Below are 18813 nucleotides of genomic sequence, written 5' to 3' on the forward strand. Positions count from 1 at the left end.
GCCCGGCCGGGGCCCGCGCACACCCGGGCCCCCCCCCGGGCGGCCCCCCGCGCGCCCGCGCGCCGCCGCCGGAGCTCGGAGACCGCGAGGACCGTCAGCCGGTTCTCGTCGAGGACGGTCAGCCGCTGGTGACGGTGTGCCTCGACGGCCGCCTCGGCCCTCGCGACAGCTCCCCCGGCACGGCGTGCGGCGGGCGTCAAGGCCGCCCGGAGTAACCCCACCCGCAACAGGACGGCCTCGGCGGCGCGGATGGCCGGTGGCTGGAACTCCTCGTGCGCCGGGTCCACCAGGACCAGGCCGGCCACCAGTTCCGGGCGCCGCCAGGCGAGGAGTTGGGCCAGCTGGCCGCCCCAGCTGTGCCCGACCAGGACGGCCGGGCCGGCGCCGAGGTGCTCCACCAGGGCCGCCAGGTCCTCGGTCGGGGACTCCAACGACGGGCCGGAGACGCGATCGGGGTCACTGGCACCGAGCCCGGCCCGGTCGTACGCCACGACCCGGCTGTGCGCGGCCAGTTCGGGCAACACCGGCGCCCAGGTCAGCGACGAGGTGCCGCAGCCCGCGAGCAGGACCACCGGCGGACCGCCGCGCCCCGCCTCCACCCAGCGCAATGCCCGCCCGCCACGGTCGAGTTCGCCCTGTCGGACCCCGCCGGGGACGCGCTCGGCCAGCGCCTGCCCGATGGCGTCCTGCACGTCCCGCATGGCCCGCGTGTCCTGCGTGTCCTGCGTGCCCCACGGTTCCTGCGCGTTCTGCCTGTTCTCTGTCTTCTGCACGTTCGGCTCCCCCCTGGATCCGTCCGCCCGGTCCCGGCCGGTGGTGCCGGGTGACGCGGGTTCGTTACTCACCACTGCCACGAGTCCCGGGCGCCTCCCCGACGCCCGGCGGCCCGGCCGACAGCCGGGCCCGGACTCGCTGTCAGGCACCAGACCCTGACCGCCCGGCTCCACGCCGACCCGAACACCTCGCGTCCGTTGCGCGACTGGAGGACGAAGAGGAGGTGCTGTGGCGCAAGGCCGTCACCGGCCCGCGCCTGCACGGACCAGGCCGGGGCGGACCAGGCCGGGGCGGACCGGGCCACGCCGCGCCCGCCGCCCCGGCCCTCCGGTGGCTCAGGCCGACAGGGTCCGCTTGAACAGGTCGAGCACCGCCTCCCAGTGGCGCGCGTCGGCGACGGCGTCGTAGCGGGTGGTGTCGGCCTGGGTGTAGCCGTGCGCGGCGCCCGGGTAGACCTCCTCCCGGTGGCGGACACCGGCGGCGGTGAAGGCCTCGGCGAGCCGTTCGATCTGCTCGGCGGGCATGGACGGATCCTCGTCGGCGTGGCCGAAGTACACCTCGGCGGTGATCCGGGAGGCGCCCAGGTGCGGGCTGTCCGGCGCATCGGTGGCGAGGTTGCCGCCGTGGAACCCGGCGATGGCGGCGATCCGGTCGGGGTGGCTGGCGGCCGTCCACAGGGCGAGCAACGCACCGCGGCAGTAGCCGGTGAGGCCGACCGGGCCGTCCGAGACGAGCGGGGAGTCGGCGAGCCAACGCAGATAGGCGTCCGCATCGCGGGCGGTCACCTCGGGGGTGAGGCTGAGGAGCAGCGGGCCGATCTGTTGGAAGATCGTCGGGTCCTTCTCCAGGTCGATCAGCGGCGGCAGTTCGACGACCGGCGCGCGGCCGTTCCGGTAGTAGGCGTTGGGGACCAGCACGGCGTACCCGGCCTGGGCCAGCCGGTCGGCCATGTCCTTCAGCTGGGGTCGGAGCCCGAAGGCGTCCATGTAGAGGATGACGCCGGGGTGGGCCCGCCCGTCGTCGGGGTGGGCGAGGTAGGCGTCGGCGGTGCCGTCCGCCGTCGGGATGTCCACGGTGGTTCCGCGCACGGTCATGGTAAGGGGTCTCCTTCGGTTCGCGCGGCAGGTTAGCGGGTGGACGCCGCCACCGACGCGGCGCCCGCAGGGAACGCGGGTGCGACCGCCCGGCGTTGGGCGTACATGGGTGTGATCGTAGATGTGGCGTGCGTGGCGGCGGCGGTGATCGGGCTGATGCTCCTGATCGCGTGGCAGATCCGGGGCGAGTCGTCGGGGCGTTGGCGGCGGGGCGGCGGGAGCACCGGGGTGGGCCTGGGCGGCGGGTTGGAGGAGTTGCAGGCGCTGTTCAGTCCGGGCAAGCGGGTGCAGGTCGAACAGCGGCGGGAACAGCTGACGCTGCGGGACGACGCCCAGGTCGGAGCGCCGCCGCACTTCGGCGTGGACCTGGACCGGGGCGTGGCGGTGCTGCACGGCAAGGGCGGGACGGGCGGTGAGACCGGACGGGGCCGGACAGGCGCTCAGGCCCCCCAGCCACGGGAGCAGAGCACCAGCCGGTAGCCGTCCGGGTCGGATATCGTCACGCCGAACTCCTCCCAGTAGGGGTTGTGGGACCGGACCGGGGTGCCGCCGGCGGCCTCCAGCCGGGCGACCAGGGCGTCGTCCACCGGCGCACCGAGGTAGACGACGAAAAGGTCGTCGACCGTCGGGGTGGGCTCCAGCGGGTTCTCCGGGTCGTGGGTGAGTTCGAAGTGCCAGGCTCCGCCGGGCGGACCGACCATCAGCAGGTCGTGCTCGCCGGACACCCGCTCGGTGGTGCGCCACAGCACGTCGAGGCCGAGGCCGCCGACGTAGAAGCGCTCGGCCGCCGCGAGGTCGCGCGAGGGCCGGGCGATACGGACCCGCGTCGTCGAATCGATCATGGCCGCGACCCTAGCCGATACCACTGACAACGAACCGCCCCCGACGATCCCCTCAACGATCCCCCAACTCCCCCCGACGATCCCCCCGACGGCGATCCTCGGACGGACTCCTCAGAACCGGCGCAGCCGTTCCTCGTCGCTGGTGCGCGGGCAGGTCAGGCAGGCGGCGGCCTCGGGCTTGACGGCGTAGTAGAGGCAGCAGCCGAGCCGGGTACGGGTGTGGTGGCCGCGCCCGTCGGGGGTGTGCAGGCGGCGGAAGTCGGCGGCGCCGGGCAGCGGGAGGGTACCGCCGGGCAGCACCGCCTCGGCGGCGACGACCGCGGTGTCCTCCTCGCCGAGCATCCGGCCGAGGTACCAGACGGCGGAGGCGAGGTCGTCCGTCACCATGCCCCAGAGCGCCCGGTCGCGGCGTCGGCTGGGGGCGGCGAAGGCGGCGAGCACCGGCTCGACGTGGGCGACCACGGCGGCCCGCAGTTCGGCGCGGAGTTCGTCGTCGCCGGGGAGGGTGACGTGGCCGCGCGGGCGCAGCGCGAGGTCACCGGTGGGGGCGTGCAGCCAGAGGTCGGCGGGGTCGACGAGGGGGACTTTCCGGGCGAGGTGCCAGGGACCCGCGATGAGCAGGCACGCGGACCAGACGTAGTGGTGCAGCAGTCTGGAGGCGGTGACGTGCGGGCGGGGGGCGCGGCCGTGTTCGGCGGCGATGCGCTCCTCCTCGCCGGCCAGGGCGGCGGCCAGGGCCCGTTCGTCGGCGGCGAGTTCGGCCCCCGAGTACCAGCCGTCGGCGGCTCGGGGGTCGGGTTCGTCGGCGTCGAGCAGGCGCAGTTCCAGCACCGGGCAGAGCTCGCGCAGGCGCCGGTAGTCGCCGGGCAGGGTGGACGTCGGTGCGACGGGCAGGGGTGTTCCGGGGATCATCGGCGCTCCGTGGATCGACTCCGCATGATCGAATAAGGTGAGGCTCACCTTACAATGCCTCAGGAAGTGCATCACCCGGGGCCGGGCCGGGCGGTACGGCACCCACGACACCCGGACGGGTCGACGCCGCGGCGAACGGCCCGACATCGGACCAGGCAACCCGAGATTGACGAACTTAGGCAAACCTAACCTAAGATGTCGACTCGTGTTGAGAACCGACCCGCCGGCCACCACAGCCCCGGCGACGCCTCGATCCTCGGCGGTCCAGCGGCCCCTGCTGCTGGTCGCCGGTGTGGGCGCGCTCGTGCTGTGTGCCGCGCTGAGCCTCGCGCTCGGCTCCCGATCCATCCCGCTGTCCACCGTGGCCGACGCCCTCACCGGGGCCGCCCACGGCGGCGACGCCGATGTGGTGACGGGCCTTCGCCTGCCGCGAACGGTGATCGGGCTGGCCGTCGGGGCCGCGCTCGGCGTCGCCGGGGCGGTCGCCCAGGGCGTCACCCGCAACCCGCTCGCCTCCCCGGTCACCCTCGGTGTCAACGCCGGCGCGAGCCTCGCCGTGGTCGCCGCGATCTACGCGCTGGGCCTCACCCGGCCCGTCGAGTACGTCTGGTTCGCCTTCGCCGGGGCGGCCGTCGCCGCGGTCGCCGCGTACGCGATGTCCCGGCGCGGCGGCGACCTCGACCCGGTCCGGCTCGCGCTCGGCGGCACCGTGCTCACCGTGGTGCTCACCTCCTGGACCTCCGCGCTGATGCTGGCCAGTCACCGCACCCTGGACGAGGCCCGGTTCTGGTTGGCCGGATCGATCGGCGGGCGGCAGTTGGACACCCTCACCCCCGTGCTGCCGTTCCTGCTGCTCGGCCTGCTGGGCGCGTTCGCGATCTCGCCCGCCCTCAACGCGCTCGCCCTCGGCGACGAGACCGCCCAGTCGCTCGGCGTGCCGGTGGCCCGGATCCGACTGGCCGGCGGGCTGGCCGTCGTCCTGCTCGCGGGCAGCGCGGTGGCCGTCGCCGGGCCGGTGGCGTTCATCGGACTGGCCGCGCCGCACCTGGTCCGCCCGCTGCTCGGCAACGACCACCGCTGGCTGCTGCCGGGCTGCCTGGTCGCCGGTCCGCTGCTGCTGCTCGCCGCCGACGTGCTCGGACGGCTCGTGGTGCGTCCCTCCGAGATCGAGGTCGGCATCGTGACCGCCTTCCTCGGCGCGCCGCTGCTCGCCGTACTGGCCCGGAAGGTGGCCCGGTGACCGCGCTCGCCGTGCCCGTCGGCACACTCGCCCGCCGCCGGGCCCGCACCGCCGCGTGGTCGGCGCTGGCCGCCGTCGTCCTGGTGGTGCTGACCGGCGTCGCGCTCGGCACCGGACAGGTGAGCCTGTCCGGATGGGACGCGCTGCGCGCCCTGGTCGGGCAGGGCGAACCCGGAAACGTCCTGGTGGTGCAGCAGTTCCGGGCGCCCCGGGTGGTGTCGGCGCTGATCGCCGGGGCCGGGCTGGCGATGGCCGGCTCGATGCTCCAGCGGCTCTTCCGCAACCCGCTGGCCTCCCCCGACACCATCGGTGTCACCGGCGGCGCGTCCTTCGGCGCGGTGCTGATGCTCGCCACCGGCGCCTCCCAGCAGCTGATCCCGCTGGCCGCGCTCGGCGGCGGACTGCTGGCGGCGCTGCTGCTCGGCGGCCTCGCCTGGCGGTCGAAGATGGCCGTCACCCGGCTGGTGCTGGTCGGCCTGGCGGTGCAGCAGGGCCTCGCCGCCGCCGTGAACCTGATGATCGTACGGTTCCCGGCCGAGCTGGCCTCCTCCGCGATGCAGTGGACCACCGGCTCGCTCTACGGCCGCAACTGGACCGAGGTCTGGATCGGCGGCACCGCCATCGCGCTGACCGCCCTGACCGTGCTGCTCTGCCAGCGGCGGATCTCGGTCCTCGACCTCGGCGACGACTCGGCCGGCGGCCTCGGCCTCAACCCCGGCCGGGACCGGCTCTGGCTGCTGCTGCTCGGCATCACCCTCGCCTCGCTGGCCGCCGCCCTCACCGGCCCGGTCGCGTTCGTCGCGCTCGCCGTGCCGCACCTGGTCCGGCTGCTCGCCGGGCCGCCCACCCTCGGCACGCTCGGACTCACCGCGCTCACCGGCGCCGTCCTCCTGCTGTCCGCCGACCTCCTCGTGCTCCACGTGATCCCCGTCCACGGCCTGCCGGTCGGTGCCGTCACCGCCACGCTCGGCGCGCCCTGGCTCCTGGCGCTGATGATCCGCCAGGGCCGGCCTCCCCAGAGGAGCAACTGATGACGCCCACGACGACCGTCGAGTCCGTCACCACCACCGCCAACCGGCTCGCCGCGCACGGCCTCGACCTGCGCTACGGCGACCGCACGATCGTCGACGGGCTCGACCTCGAACTGCCCGGCGGCGCCGTCACCGCCATCGTCGGGCCCAACGCCTGCGGCAAGTCCACCCTGCTGCGCGGACTGGTCCGGCTGCTCGACCCCGCCGCCGGCACCGTCACCCTGGACGGCTCCGACATCCACCGGATGTCCGCCCGGGCCCTCGCCAAGCGGATGGGCCTGCTGCCGCAGCAGCCGGTCACCCCCGAGGCGATCACCGTCGAGGCGCTGGTACGGCTCGGCCGGTACCCGCACCAGCGGATGCTCAGCCCGTGGTCCAAGACCGACCAGGCCGCCGTCGAGGACGCCCTCGCCCGGACCGGCACCGCCGAACTGCGCGACCAGCAGGTCGACCGGCTCTCCGGCGGGCAGCGCCAACGCGCCTGGATCGCGCTCGCGCTGGCCCAGGACACCGAACTGCTGCTGCTCGACGAGCCGACCACCTTCCTCGACCTGCGCCACCAGCTCGACGTCCTCGACCTGGTCGCCGACCTGCACGCCGAGGCCGGACGCACCGTCGTCATGGTGCTCCACGACCTCGGGCAGGCCGCCCGGTACGCCGACCACCTGGTGGTGCTCAAGGACGGGCGGCTCGCCGCTGCCGGACCGCCCGCCGAGGTCCTCACCGCCGACCTGGTCGAGGCCGTGTTCCAGGTGCCGTGCCGGGTGGTGCCCGACCCGGAGACCGGCACGCCGTTGGTCGTCCCCCGGGCGCAGACCCGGCCGCGCGCCGCCGACCGCTGACCGCTGCCCCCCCCCCCCCCGCTCCTCACCCTCGACGCTCCTCACCCCCGACACCCGCTCGACCCGATCCAAGGAACCCCATGAACCGCCGCCTCCCCGTCGCCGTCCTCGCCGTCGCCCTGTCCACCACGCTGCTCGCCGCCTGCGACAGCGACGGCGGGACCAAGCAGAGCGGGGACGCCGCCTCCGCGAGCGCCGGCGCCTCCGCCGGCTTCCCGCGCACCGTCACCCACGCCGCCGGAACGGCCCAGATCAAGGCCCAGCCCAAGCGCGTCGTGGTGCTGGACAGCGGCGAGCTGGACGACGTCACGCTGCTCGGCATCACGCCGGTCGGCGCGGTGTCGCCGCACATGAAGACCGAGGGCGGGTTCCCGAACTACCTCAAGGACAAGATCAAGGACACCAAGGACGTCGGCCCGATGAACGAGCCGAACCTGGAGCTGATCGCCTCCCTCAAGCCCGACCTGATCCTCTCCTCCAAGGTCCGCCACGCCAAGGTCTACGACCAGCTGAACGCGATCGCGCCGACCGTGCTCGCCGAGACCACCGGGTTCCCGTGGAAGGAGAACCTCGCCCTCTACGCGCAGGCGCTCGGCAAGGAGGACGAGGCCAAGAAGGCGCTCGCCGACTACCAGGCGCGGGCCGCAAAGCTCGGCGAGGCGATCAAGGCGAAGAACGGCGGCGCCATGCCGACCGCCTCGGTGGTCCGCTTCGTGGCCGGACCGACCCGCCTCTACGCCAAGGCCTCCTACAGCGGCGTGGTGCTCAAGGACGTCGGCCTGGCCCGCCCGGCCGCCCAGGACGTCGACAAGAACATCGTCGAGGTGAGCGCCGAGCAGATCAACCAGGCCGACGCCGACCTGGTGTTCGTCACCACCGCCGACGACCCGTCCAAGACCAAGGAGAGCGAGGTCCAGCAGACCCCGGTCTGGCAGGGCCTGAACGCCGTCAAGAACAGCAAGGTCTTCAACGTCCCGGACGAGACCTGGATGTCCGGCATCGGCGTCCAGGCCGCCGACGCCATGCTCGGCGACATCGCCAAGGCCGCGGGCGTGGACGCACCCAAGTAACCGCCGACGGACGACGGCGGGCGGACGAGGTAGCGGTGGCGGTGGCGGTGGCGGCCACAGCAGCAGCCGCCACCGAATAGCCGACAACGAACAGATGACAGATGACAACAAACAGATAACAGATTTCGAAATCTGTTATCTGTCAGCTGTCGCCTGTCATCTGTTCGCCGCCCTCCCGACGTGCCCCGTGATCCGCCCGCCGTCGCTCTCGTCCGTCACCACCCTCAAGGACCACCACCCCATGCGGCTCTACCTGCTCGCCCTGAACCCCACCGACTCGGTCACCGCCGGCTTCCTGCCCGCCGCCGCCCGGCTCGGGCTCGACGTCACCGTCCTGACCGACCACGCCGGACCCCACCGGAAGGCCTACGCCGACCTCCCGTTCACCGCACCCGAGGTGCTGGAGTGCGACGTCCGGGACTTCCGCGCCGTGATCAGCCTGGTCTCCCGCCATCACGCGCCCGACGCGGTGTTCAGCAACAGCGACCACTTGCAGACCCAGACCGCCCTGGCCGCCGAGTACTTCGGCCTCCCCGCAAAGGACTGGAAGGCCGCGCTGCGGGCCAAGGACAAGGGCCAGCTGCGCCGCCACCTCGCCCTGACCGGCCAGGACGCCGTCTGGTCCGCCGAGTTGGCCCCCGGGCAGGACCCGGCCGAGCTGGAGCCGCCGTTCCCCTGCGTGGTCAAACCCCGTGAGGGAGTGGCCAGCGAGGACGTCACACTGGTCGCCGACGCCGCCGAACTCGCCCTCCGCTGCCGGGAGATCCAGCACCGCCGGGCCGGCGCGACGCTGGTCGTCGAGGAGTTCCTGGACGGCCGGCTGTGCACCCTGGAGACCCTCGGCGACGGCCGCCGCCGGCACGTCCTCGGCGGCTTCCGCACGCAGCTCTCCCCGCCGCCGGACTTCATCGAGGAGGTACTGGAGTTCGTCCCCGCGCACCCCGCCGAGGTGGTCGCGCAGGTGCTCGCCCAACTCGACGCGCTCGGCATCGGACTCGGCGCCTGCCACACCGAGTTCGTCGTGCAGCCGGACGGCCGCGCCCGGATCATCGAGGTCAACTACCGCGCCATCGGCGACCAGTGCGACCTGATGCTCGCCGAAATCCTCGGCGTCCCGCTCTTCGAGCACATCCTCGCCACCCACCTCGGCCGGGAACTCCCCGCGGACCTCGGCGCGCAGTGCGCCGCGACCCCGCGCCGGGCCCGCAACGAGGTGGTCTGCGCCGACCGGGCCGGCCTCCTCACCGCCGCCCCCGGCCCGTACGACGAGGAGCGCGACGGCGTCCGGCTCGCCTACCGCCCGCTGCGCCCGCTCGGCGAGCGGCACGAGCACTACCGCACCAACCGCGACTACCTGGGCGTGATGTGGGCCATCGGTGCCGATCAGGAGGCCGTGGACGCGGCCGTCGCCCGGTTCCGCGCCGCCAACCGCTGGGAGATCACCCCGTGACCGCCGACGAGCAGCTCACCCTGCGGGTGCTCTCCGCCCTACTGCGCGAGGACGTCCTCGGCCTGCGCTCCCGCGGCGCCGTGGAGGACCGCGCGGACGGCCCCTGGTTCACCGTCGCGGACGCCGAACTCGCCCTGCCCGTCGCCGCCGAGGGCTTCCAGTGCGAGTACGCCGCCCGGCTGCCCCTGCTGGAGCTGGCCGGGCGCCGACTCACCGGTCTGGACGCCATCGTGGCGGCCCTGGCCGGTCTGGCCGAGCCCGAGGACCGGCCCGGCTGGGCCGCCTTCGCCGAGGAGTGCCGCCAGACCCTCGCCACCATGGAACTGCACGAGCGCGCACGGCCCGAGGTGCACGCCCGGCTCACCGACCTGTACGGCGAGGACCCGGCCGACTGGACCGGCCTGGCCGCCGCCCTCGGCCACGACACCCTGGCCGCCTACCTCGACCACCCCGTCTACCCGACCGCGCGCGGGCGCGCCGGCCTCACCGAACCCCAACTGAACTCCTATGCACCGGAGTTCCATCCCGCATTCGAGCTGCGCTGGCTGGCCGTCCCGACCGACGCCCTCACCACCCACGGCCAGCGTCCGCTCCCGAGCTGGTGGCCCACTCCGGCCTGGTTGGGCCTTGCGGACGCCTGCCCCGGCGACGGCTGGACCACCCTGCCGGTCCACCCCCTCACCGTCGGCGCCCCGCTGGACGAGGCGCTGGAGGCGGTCGGCCTGGCCGGCCGCGCGGTGCTCGCCGAGCGGCCGTACCTGACCGTCGTGCCGACGCTCTCCATGCGCACCGTCGCCGTCGCCGACGACCCCGCCTGCCACCTCAAACTCCCGCTCGCCACCGCCTCGCTGGGCCGGCTCAACCGCCGCACCATCAAGCCCGGCACGCTGCTCGACGGCGCCGCCGGCCAGCGCCTGATCGAGGCCGTACTGGCCCGCGAGCCGCGCTTCGCCGGCCGCGTCCTGCACGCCGACGAGCAGACCTGGGCGCACGCCGGCCACGAGCTGCTGGCCGTCCTGCTGCGCCGCTACCCCGCCGGGCTGGAGCGGGCCGTCACCGTCCCGCTGGCCGCCCTGCTGGCTCCCGCGCCCGGCGGTCGCCTGGTGCTCGACCACCTCGCCGACCGCTTCCACGACGGCGACCAACTCGCCTTCTATGACTCCTTGCTGGAACTCCTGCTGGACTGGCAGACCACGCTGTTCGACTACGGCATAGCGCTGGAGTCGCACCAGCAGAACACCTCCCTGGTGCTCGACGACGACGGACTGCGCCTGCTCTACAAGGACGACGACGGCCCGCGCGTGCACACCGCCCGGATGACCGCCCGCCTCGGCGAACTCGCCCCGACCCGGGCCGACTTCGACGACGCCCGGATCTTCGGCGACGACGACCGGGCGCTCACCGACCTGTTCACCACCATCACCGGACACCTGTGCACCGGCGCGCTCGCGTTCGGCCTCGCCGAGCACCGTCGCGCCGAACTCACTGACGTACTCACACTGTTGCGAAAGCGCCTGGCCGAGGCGGTGGACCGGATCGGGCCGGCCGGCGAGCCGCTGCGGACGGACCTGCTGGAGGCCGAACGCCTGCCGGTCAAGGCCATGGTCAGCGCCGGAACCTTGCTCAGCAAGCAGCGCTCGGGCGCCGCCGACATCAACAAGCACTACACCAGCGGCCCCAACTACCTGCTGGCGAACGGGATCGCCCGGTGAGTGTGGAGACCGTTCCGCAGCGCTCCGGCCGCGGGACGGACCACTCCGGCGGACTCGGCCGCCGCCAGGTGCACGCCGTCGCCGCCTGCTACTTCGTCGCCTCCTTCGCCGCACTGGGCCTGCCGCCGTACCTGACCGCGATCCTGCCCACGCTCGGCGATCCGCAGGCCCGGTGGGCCGGTGTGCTCTACATCGTCCCGACGGTCTTCAGCGCGCTCGGCGCACCGCTGTGGGGCCGGCTCGCCGACCGCTACGGCCGCAAGCGGCTGCTGCTACGCGCCCAACTCGGGCTCACCGTCTCCTTCCTGCTGGCCGGAGCCGCCGGCAGTCTGCCCGCGTTCACCCTCGCACTGGTCCTCCAGGGCTTCCTCGGCGGCACCTTCGCCGCCACCAACGGCTACCTCGCCGCCGCCCTCGACGGGCCGCGGCTGTCCCGCGCACTCACCCTGATGCAGGGCAGCGCCCGGGCAGCCCTGGTGGCCGCGCCGATCCTGGTCGGTGCGTTGTCCCCGTGGATCGACCCGCACCGCCAGTACCTGGTGATGGCCGTCCTCCCGCTCGCCGCCGCACTGCTGCTGTCCCTGCTGCCCGAGCCGGACCGTCCGGCGGCCGCCCCCGTGTCGGAGGGACGCGTCGAGCGGGCACCCGCCGCCCCGCTTCTCCCGCTCTACGTCTTCGAGTTCGTCTTCGTCTTCGCCACCGTCATCTCCTTCCCCTATCTCATCTCGCTCGCCGAGCAACGGCTGCCCGGCGTCTCCGGCACCACCACCGGCGTGCTGTTCGCCCTACCGCACCTGTGCTACCTGGTGTTCGCCGCGCGCATCCACACGCTGTTCCACGCCCGCCCGCACACCGGCATCGCGCTCGGCTTCGGCTTCGTCGCGCTCGGCCTGGCCGGGCACGCCGTCGCGTACTCGCTCCCGGTCTTCGTCGCCGTCCGGCTGCTGCTCGGCGCCGGGCTCACGCTCGGCCTGGTCTGCCTCGCCGTACTCGCCGCCGGAGCGGCCCAAGGGCGCGCGCCCGGGCGGATGTTCGGCACGCTCGAACTCGTCTCCAAGGGCGGCGCCGTCGCCGCCGGCGCCGTCGCAGCGCTGGCCAACGGGCAGTTCGGCGCCGCCGCGCCCGTGGTGGCTGGCACCGCCGCCGCCCTGCTGGCCGCCATCGCGGCCACCGCATTCTCCCTCCCGTCCCTCCGCCAGCGCTGGAGTCGCCGATGACCCCCGAGCCGATCACCCCCGAGCCGATCACCCACAAGTCGATCACTCACGAGCCGATCAGCCACGAACTGCCCACCGCCGACGACGCGGTGGCCCACACTCTGCTGAACTGCCTGCTGCGCGAAGTCTCCGCCCCCGAGCACCAGACCGCCGTGGCCGACGGCCGCCTGCTGCTGCGCCTGCCCCGGCGCGGTGCCCTGCTGCGGATCGCCCTGCGCCGCACCTCGCTGCTCGGCGCGCACCGCTTCACCGGCCCGGTCGAGATCGAACGAGGCGGCAGCTGGGCGGAGTTGGACTGGCGCGAGCTGGCGGAACACGTACAGGACGAACTGGAGCTGCGCACCGGCACGGTGAACGAGGAGTTCCTGGGCCAGGTCACCTCCAGCCACGACGGCCTCCGGCAGAGCCTGGCCGGCCGCCCGACCTCCGGACCGGACCGCTACCTGGAGTCCGAGCAGGCCCTGCTGTTCGGCCACCGCTTCCACCCGGCACCCAAGTCCCGCTCCGCCGCCCGGGGGGACTGGCGCGGGTACGCCCCGGAGTCCCGTGCGGCGTTCCCGCTGCGCCACCTCGCCGTCCGCACCGAACTGATCGCCGAGCAGTCCCTGGACGAGAGCGCGAGCGCCCTGCTGGACGGCCTCGGCGACGTCCCGGACGGCTACCGGCTGCTGCCCGCCCACCCCTGGCAGTACCAACTCATCGGCGATCACCCGCTGTTGCGCGATTCCCTGGACCGCGGTGACGTCCTCGACCTCGGGCCGCGCGGCGAGGAGTTCGCCGCCACCGCCTCGGTGCGCACCCTCCACGGCGCGGACGCCTTCCTCAAGTTCAGCCTCAACGTGCGCATCACCAACTGCCTGCGCAAGAACGCCGCTTACGAGCTCACCGGCGCCGTCGCGCTCACCCGGCTGCTCGCCCCCGCCCTCGCCGACCTCGCCCGGCGCTTCCCCGACGCGGCGATGCTGCGCGAGCCCGCGTTCCGCACCCTCGCCCTGCCCGGTGCCGACGGCCGACCCGACCAGGCGCTCTACGAGGGCTTCGGCCTGATCGTCCGCGAGGGCTTCGGCGGCGTACTGCGACCCGGCGTCACCCCGCTGCTGGCCGCCGCCGTCGCCGACGAGCACCCGACCAGCTCCGCCCACATCTCCCGTCTGCTGGAGGGGAGTTCGGACGCCTACCAGGCCCTGGACTGGTGGCGGGCCTATCTGGGGCTGCTCATCCCGCCCGTGCTCGCCGCCTACTTCGACCACGGCGTGGTGCTGGAACCGCACCTGCAGAACGTGCTCATCGGCGTCGACGCCACCGGGCACCCCACCCAGGTGCTCTTCCGCGATCTGGAGGGCACCAAGCTCGTCCCCGAGCACAACGCCGACATCCTGGCCGCCCTCCCGCCCGAGGTCGCCGGGCCGATGACGTACGACGCCGAGCGCGGCTGGGACCGGGTGGTCTACTGCCTGCTGGTCAACCACGTCGCCGAACTGCTCGCTGCCCTCGCCGACCGCCACCCCGAGCTGGAGGGCGCCCTGTGGCAGGTGGTCCGGGACACCCTGGAGCAGTACGCGGCAGGCCACGGCCGGCCGCCCCGGCTGCGGGCACTGCTCGCGGGCGTGCCGCTGCCGGCCAAGGCCAACCTGCTCACCCGCTGGGAGCGCAAGGCCGACCGGCAGGCCGGCTACGTCCGCCTGCCCTCGCCGCTCGCCGGATCCGTCCTCGCCCAGGCCTCCCGCACCTCCGCCCCCCTCTCCCTCGGGAGCGCCGCCCGATGACCGAGATCGTCCGCCGGCACGTCGCCGCCCTCGCACCCGACGCCCTGCCCGCCTACGTCTACGACCTGGCGGCGCTGCGCGCGCACGCCGCCGCCGTCCGGGCCGCGCTGCCCGCGCGGGTCGAGCTGTACTACGCCGCCAAGGCCAACCCCGAGGCGCCGCTGCTGGCCGCGCTGCGCGACGCGGTCGACGGCTACGAGGTCTCCAGCGGAGGCGAGTTGGCGCACGTGCGGGCGGCCGTGCCGGACGCGCCGCTGGCCTTCGGCGGCCCCGGCAAGACGCCCGCCGAGATCGCCGCCGCCGTGGACGCCGGGGTGCACCGCTGGCACATCGAGAGCGAGCAGGAACTGCACCGGCTCGACGCCGTCCTCGCGGACCGGCCGGGCACGGTGGTCGACGTGCTGCTACGGGTCAACCTGCCGGTCGCCACCGGTGCGCTCGACGCGGTGGCACTCGCGATGGGCGGGCGGCCGACGCCGTTCGGGCTCGACCCGGACCGCGCCGAGGAGTGCGTGCGCCGGCTCACCGGCGACGGCCCCGGCCCGCTCGGACGGCAACTGCGCCTGCGCGGCGTGCACGCCCATCTGGCCAGCGGGCTCGCGGCGGCGGAGCAACTGGCCGTCGCCGAGCAGATCGTGGCCTGGTCGGCCGCGCTGGCCGAACGGCACGGCTTCCCGCTGGCGGAGGTCAACGTCGGCGGCGGGATGGCCGTGGACTACGAGGACCCGGCGAACCACTTCGACTGGACGGCCTTCGGCGAGGGGCTGGCCAAGCTGCTGGACTCCCACCCCGGCCTGACCCTGCGGATCGAACCCGGCCGGGCCCTGACCGCCCACTGCGGCTGGTACGCGACCGAGGTGCTGGATGTGAAGCAGAGCCACGGCGAGGACTTCGCGGTGGTCCGTGGAGGCACCCACCACCTGCGCACCCCCGCCACCCGGGGGCACTCCCAGCCCTTCGAGGTGCTCCCGGTCGACGCCTGGCCGCATCCGTGGCCGCGCCCCGCCGTCGCCACCGGCCGCGCCACCCTGGCCGGCCAGCTCTGCACCCCGAAGGACGTCCTCGCCCGGGCCGCCTCCGACGCTGACGGCCTGCGGGCGGCCGACCGCGTGCTGTTCGCGATGGCGGGCGCGTACGCCTGGAACATCTCGCACCACGAGTTCCTTATGCACCCGCGCCCGGGGTTCCACTACCTGGGCGGCTGAGGGCACCCCGGATGACGGTCGACAGGTAACAGATAACAGCTGACAGATAACAGATTTCGAAATCTGTTATCTGTCAGCTGTTATCTGTTCTCCGCCTCCTGTTCGCGCCCCGCCGCCCGCCCGTCCACGCGCCGGACCCCACCCGTGGGCCCCGCCCGCCCCAGGGGTCGCCGCAGGTCACCTCCGCACACTCGTGCGACAGTGGTAGGCAGCGAAGGGAGCGCGAACGTGCTGATGGACAAGGTCGCGGAGATACTCGCCGAGGCGTCGGCCGAGGTGGTGGAGCCGCGCTTCCGTGCGCTGGCCGCCGGCGAGGTGATGGAGAAGGCGCCCGGCGAGATCGTGACGGTCGCCGACCGCGAGGCCGAGGCGATCATCGCCCGCCGCCTGCGCGAGCTGCTGCCCATCCCCGTGGTCGGCGAGGAGGCCGTCTCCGCCGACCCCGAACTCGCCCAGGCCCTCCACGACGAGCCCGCCGCCTGGCTGGTCGACCCGGTCGACGGCACCTCCAACTTCGTCGCCGGCCGCCCCGAGTACGCCGTGATGTGCTCGCTCGTCCGCGGCGGGGAGACCGTCGCCTCCTGGATCTGGCAGCCCGCCACCGCCACCGCCTACTGTGCCGAACTGGGCTCCGGGGCCTGGCGCGACGGCGTACGCCTGACCCGGCCGCCGGCACCGCGCGACGCCGCGAAGCTGCGCGGATCCGTGAAGAGCCGCTACCTCGACCCGGAACACCGCCGGCGCCTACAGGCCAACGAGTCGGCCTTCGGCGAGGTCTCCCCCGGCCGGCACGCGGCCGGAATCGAGTACCCGGACGTCGTCGAGGGCCGCTTCGACTTCCTCCTCTACTGGCGCACCCTCCCCTGGGACCACGCCCCCGGCTCCCTGCTCGTCACCGAGGCCGGCGGCGTGTCCGCCCGGCTGGACGGCACCCCCTACCGCCCCGAGGCCCCCGGCTGCGAGAACGGCCTGCTGGTCGCCGCCGACCCGGAGACCTGGGAGCTCACCCGCACCCTCCTCCTGAGCGACTGACGGACCGCCACCGCCACCACGGTCATCCGGTCGCGGTCACGAATCGGCGCCCTGGTCCTCGGTCTCGAACGGGGCCTGCCCTGGCGCCGGGCGGCCGACGATGACCGACTCCCCGCAGCACGCGCCTAGCCGGCCCGGTCCCCCTCGGCCTTCCGCCCGGCGCCCACCACCTCGCGCAGCAGTGCACGGACCTCCCCCGCCGTGGCGTGCGGGTTGAGCAGGGTGAGCTTGAGCCGCACCCGGCCGGGCCCCTCGCCCGGGAGTTCGGTCCGCCCGACCACCGCCCGCCCGGTGCGCAGCAGCAACCGGCGCAGGCTGCCGTTGAGTTCGTCGACGGCGGCCTCGTCGGTCAGGCCCGGCGGTCGGTAGCGGAACAGCAGGACGGTCAGCGCGGGTTCGGCGTGGAGTTCGAGCGACGGTTCGGCGCGGACGGCCTCGGCAGCGGACCGGGCGAGTTCGTGGCAGGCGTCGACGAGTCGGCCGAGCCCGTCGCGGCCGAGGGTGCGCAAGGTGACGGCGAGCTTGAAGGCGTCGGCCCGCCGGGTGGTGCGCAGCGAGCGGCCGAGCAGGCTGGGGTAGCCGGCCTGCTCGTCGTCGACGGGGTTGAGGTACTCGGCGCGGCGGGCGAGCGAGACGTAGGTCTCGGTGCGGCGGACCAGGAAGACGCCGGCGGCGGCGGGCTGCCAGCCGAGTTTGTGCCAGTCGAGGGAGACGGAGTCGGCGCGGTCGATGCCGTCGAGGAGCGGGGCGAGCCGGTCGGAGAGCAGCGCGCCGCCGCCGTACGCGGCGTCGACGTGCAGCCAGGCGCCGTAGCGGCCGGCCAGGTCGGCGGCGACGTGCAGCGGGTCGATGCCGCCGGTGTCGGTGGTGCCGGCGGTGGCGACGATGGCGATCGGGGTGCGTCCGGCCCAGCTGGCCTCGGCCAGGGTCCGCTCCAACTCCTTTGGTTCCATCCGGAGTTGCCGGTCGACGGGGACGGTGGTGACGGCGCGCTCGCCGAGCCCGAGCAGGGCGGCGGCGCGCTGGACGGAGAAGTGCGCGGCCTCGGAGGCGACGATGCACGGCCGGACGCCGCCCGGGATGCCGTCCAACTCGACGATGCCGTCCAGCTTCTGGTCCCGCGCCAGCATCAGGCCCATGAGGTTGGACTCGGTGCCGCCGGAGGTGAGGACGCCGGCAGCGCGGGCCGGGTCGTAGCCGACCAAGGTGGCGAGTTCGGCGAGGAGGGCGGTCTCCAGGGCGGTGGCGGCGGGGGCCTGGTCCCAGGAGTCCTGGGAGGGGTTGAGGACACTGACCGCGAGGTCGGCGGCGGCGGCCACGGCGAGCGGCGGGCAGTGCAGGTGGGCGGCGCAGGCCGGGTCGGCGGGGTCGGCGGCGCCGTAGGCGAGGAGTTCGGTGAGGCGGGCGAGCGCGCCGGGCCCGTGGGCGCCGGCCAGGCCGTCGGCGACCAGCGCGCCGAGCTCGGCCGGACTGCCTGCGGGCAGCGGCCCGCCGCGCAGGGCGATGCCGTGGTCGAGCGCGTCGAGGACGGTGGCCAGCAGTGGCCCGAGCGCGCCGGGCCCGCCGACGCCGCCCGCGAGGGCGTCCAATGGGGCGGGCCCGCCGGGCAGTCCGGCGGCGGCGCCGGAACCCGAGCCGGAACCACCGCCAACTCCAGAACCGGAACCGCCACCGGCCCCGGATCGGGCGCCCGAACCTCCTCCCAAGCCTTCCCCTGAACCGCCACCGCCCCCTCGCCCCGCGCTCATTCGGCGCCCCGGGCCGCGGGAGCCGCAGGGCTCGCCACAGGGCTCGCCGCTGCGGCGGAATCGAGGGCCGCCGCGGCCGCGATCGCGTCGGCAAGCCGGTCGAGCACCGCAGCGACCTGCTCGTCGGTGATGGTGAGCGGCGGCAGCAGTCGCAGCACCGCGTCGTGGCGCCCGCCGAGTTCGACGATCAGCCCGCGCGCCAGGCAGGCCTCGCGGACCCGGCGGGCGAGCGCCGGGTCGGCCGGCCGAGCCCCGCAGGCGTCCGGTTCGGCGGCGGGGTCGACGAGTTCGACGCCGAGCATCAGGCCGCGCCCGCGCACGTCGCCGATCACCGGCAGTTCGGCGGCGAGCCCTCGCAGCCGGGCGGCCATCCGCTCGCCGACGACGGCGGCGCGCTCGGCCAGTCCGTGGGCGGCGACGTAGCGCAGGGTGGCGGCGCCGGCGGCCATGGCGAGGGTGTTGCCGCGGAAGGTTCCGGTGTGGGCGCCGGGGCGCCAGCCGTCGTAGTCCTCCCGGTAGACGACGACGGCGAGCGGCAGGCTGCCGCCGATGGCCTTGGAGAGCACCATGGCGTCCGGAACGATGCCGCTGTGCTCGACGGCCCACATCGCCCCGGTGCGCCCGACGCCGGTCTGCACCTCGTCGACGATCAGCGGGATGCCGCGTTCGGCGGTGATCCGGCGCATCTCGCGCAGCCAGCCGTCGGGCGCGGGGACGACGCCGCCCTCGCCCTGGACGGCTTCCAGGATCATCGCGGCGGGCGGGACGACCCCGCCCGAGGGGTCGTCGAGCAGCCGTTCGACGTTGGTTGCGGCGAGGTCGGCGCCGGCCTCGCCGCCGACGCCGAACGGGCAGCGGGAGCCGTACGGGTAGGGCAG

The 18813-nt window shown here is 74.5% G+C and carries 17 protein-coding genes; 11 read left to right on the forward strand and 6 right to left on the reverse strand.

Annotated elements, in window-relative coordinates:
- On the reverse strand, positions 1-773 hold a 773-nt coding region (locus tag ACFV6I_RS19760; protein ID WP_380426632.1), incomplete at its 3' end, for an alpha/beta fold hydrolase.
- A gap of 336 nt (positions 774-1109) precedes the next feature.
- Positions 1110-1868 (reverse strand): dienelactone hydrolase family protein, encoded by a 759-nt coding sequence (locus tag ACFV6I_RS19765; protein WP_380337019.1) that lies wholly within the window; start codon positions 1866-1868, stop codon positions 1110-1112.
- A gap of 39 nt (positions 1869-1907) precedes the next feature.
- On the opposite strand from ACFV6I_RS19765, the gene ACFV6I_RS19770 reads away from it, so the two are divergent.
- Positions 1908-2348 (forward strand): DUF6191 domain-containing protein, encoded by a 441-nt coding sequence (locus ACFV6I_RS19770; protein ID WP_380379867.1) that lies wholly within the window; start codon positions 1908-1910, stop codon positions 2346-2348.
- On the opposite strand, the gene ACFV6I_RS19775 is transcribed toward ACFV6I_RS19770, so the two are convergent.
- Both ACFV6I_RS19775 and ACFV6I_RS19780 read right to left on the reverse strand, forming a co-directional pair.
- Positions 2309-2710, reverse strand: a complete 402-nt coding sequence (locus ACFV6I_RS19775) for a VOC family protein (protein WP_380426634.1) — start codon at positions 2708-2710, stop codon at positions 2309-2311. The two genes, ACFV6I_RS19770 and ACFV6I_RS19775, sit on opposite strands and share 40 nt — an antisense overlap.
- Positions 2711-2821: 111 nt before the next feature.
- Positions 2822-3622, reverse strand: a complete 801-nt coding sequence (locus tag ACFV6I_RS19780; RefSeq protein ID WP_063349948.1) for a (2Fe-2S)-binding protein — start codon at positions 3620-3622, stop codon at positions 2822-2824.
- 274 nt (positions 3623-3896) lie between these two features.
- On the opposite strand from ACFV6I_RS19780, the gene ACFV6I_RS19785 reads away from it, so the two are divergent.
- The 10 genes from ACFV6I_RS19785 to ACFV6I_RS19830 all read left to right on the forward strand — a co-directional run bounded on the left by ACFV6I_RS19785 (position 3897) and on the right by ACFV6I_RS19830 (position 16187).
- Entirely contained in the window at positions 3897-4862 is a 966-nt protein-coding gene (locus tag ACFV6I_RS19785; RefSeq protein ID WP_380426654.1) for a FecCD family ABC transporter permease, read from the forward strand.
- On the forward strand, positions 4859-5893 hold the full coding sequence (locus ACFV6I_RS19790; RefSeq protein WP_380426636.1) for a FecCD family ABC transporter permease: 1035 nt from the start codon (positions 4859-4861) through the stop codon (positions 5891-5893). The genes ACFV6I_RS19785 and ACFV6I_RS19790 overlap by 4 nt, the downstream gene beginning before the upstream one ends.
- On the forward strand, positions 5893-6735 hold the full coding sequence (locus ACFV6I_RS19795) for an ABC transporter ATP-binding protein (protein ID WP_380426638.1): 843 nt from the start codon (positions 5893-5895) through the stop codon (positions 6733-6735). Before ACFV6I_RS19790 ends, ACFV6I_RS19795 begins: the two co-directional genes overlap by 1 nt.
- Before the next feature lie 80 nt (positions 6736-6815).
- Entirely contained in the window at positions 6816-7805 is a 990-nt protein-coding gene (locus tag ACFV6I_RS19800; protein ID WP_380426640.1) for an ABC transporter substrate-binding protein, read from the forward strand.
- Between the two features lie 241 nt (positions 7806-8046).
- The gene (locus ACFV6I_RS19805; protein WP_380426656.1) at positions 8047-9255 is read left to right on the forward strand and encodes an acetyl-CoA carboxylase biotin carboxylase subunit family protein; all 1209 of its coding nucleotides are present in this window, start codon (positions 8047-8049) and stop codon (positions 9253-9255) included.
- On the forward strand, positions 9252-10967 hold the full coding sequence (locus ACFV6I_RS19810) for an IucA/IucC family protein (protein ID WP_380426642.1): 1716 nt from the start codon (positions 9252-9254) through the stop codon (positions 10965-10967). The genes ACFV6I_RS19805 and ACFV6I_RS19810 overlap by 4 nt, the downstream gene beginning before the upstream one ends.
- Positions 10964-12184, forward strand: a complete 1221-nt coding sequence (locus ACFV6I_RS19815; protein WP_380426644.1) for an MFS transporter — start codon at positions 10964-10966, stop codon at positions 12182-12184. The genes ACFV6I_RS19810 and ACFV6I_RS19815 overlap by 4 nt, the downstream gene beginning before the upstream one ends.
- Positions 12181-13950, forward strand: a complete 1770-nt coding sequence (locus tag ACFV6I_RS19820) for an IucA/IucC family protein (RefSeq protein ID WP_380426646.1) — start codon at positions 12181-12183, stop codon at positions 13948-13950. Before ACFV6I_RS19815 ends, ACFV6I_RS19820 begins: the two co-directional genes overlap by 4 nt.
- A complete protein-coding gene (locus ACFV6I_RS19825) occupies positions 13947-15155 on the forward strand; it encodes a type III PLP-dependent enzyme (protein WP_380426648.1) in 1209 nt (402 codons plus the stop codon). The genes ACFV6I_RS19820 and ACFV6I_RS19825 overlap by 4 nt, the downstream gene beginning before the upstream one ends.
- A gap of 234 nt (positions 15156-15389) precedes the next feature.
- Positions 15390-16187 (forward strand): inositol monophosphatase family protein, encoded by a 798-nt coding sequence (locus ACFV6I_RS19830; protein ID WP_063351525.1) that lies wholly within the window; start codon positions 15390-15392, stop codon positions 16185-16187.
- A gap of 125 nt (positions 16188-16312) precedes the next feature.
- On the opposite strand, the gene ACFV6I_RS19835 is transcribed toward ACFV6I_RS19830, so the two are convergent.
- Together ACFV6I_RS19835 and ACFV6I_RS19840 are read right to left on the reverse strand one after the other, a co-directional pair.
- Entirely contained in the window at positions 16313-17776 is a 1464-nt protein-coding gene (locus ACFV6I_RS19835) for a pyridoxal phosphate-dependent decarboxylase family protein (RefSeq protein WP_380426650.1), read from the reverse strand.
- Between the two features lie 155 nt (positions 17777-17931).
- A partial coding sequence (locus ACFV6I_RS19840; protein ID WP_380426652.1) for an aminotransferase class III-fold pyridoxal phosphate-dependent enzyme occupies positions 17932-18813 on the reverse strand: 882 nt, incomplete at its 5' end.

It is taken from the genome of Kitasatospora sp. NPDC059803 (genome assembly GCF_042732255.1).
Lineage (GTDB): Bacteria > Actinomycetota > Actinomycetes > Streptomycetales > Streptomycetaceae > Kitasatospora.

Coding starts and splice junctions, on each gene's coding strand:
- ACFV6I_RS19765 (WP_380337019.1), bottom strand. CDS start 1,868: ATGACCGTGCGCGGAACCACCGTGGACATCCCGACGGCGGACGGCACC.
- ACFV6I_RS19775 (WP_380426634.1), bottom strand. CDS start 2,710: ATGATCGATTCGACGACGCGGGTCCGTATCGCCCGGCCCTCGCGCGAC.
- ACFV6I_RS19780 (WP_063349948.1), bottom strand. CDS start 3,622: ATGATCCCCGGAACACCCCTGCCCGTCGCACCGACGTCCACCCTGCCC.
- ACFV6I_RS19795 (WP_380426638.1), top strand. CDS start 5,893: ATGACGCCCACGACGACCGTCGAGTCCGTCACCACCACCGCCAACCGG.
- ACFV6I_RS19800 (WP_380426640.1), top strand. CDS start 6,816: ATGAACCGCCGCCTCCCCGTCGCCGTCCTCGCCGTCGCCCTGTCCACC.
- ACFV6I_RS19805 (WP_380426656.1), top strand. CDS start 8,047: ATGCGGCTCTACCTGCTCGCCCTGAACCCCACCGACTCGGTCACCGCC.
- ACFV6I_RS19820 (WP_380426646.1), top strand. CDS start 12,181: ATGACCCCCGAGCCGATCACCCCCGAGCCGATCACCCACAAGTCGATC.
- ACFV6I_RS19825 (WP_380426648.1), top strand. CDS start 13,947: ATGACCGAGATCGTCCGCCGGCACGTCGCCGCCCTCGCACCCGACGCC.
- ACFV6I_RS19830 (WP_063351525.1), top strand. CDS start 15,390: ATGGACAAGGTCGCGGAGATACTCGCCGAGGCGTCGGCCGAGGTGGTG.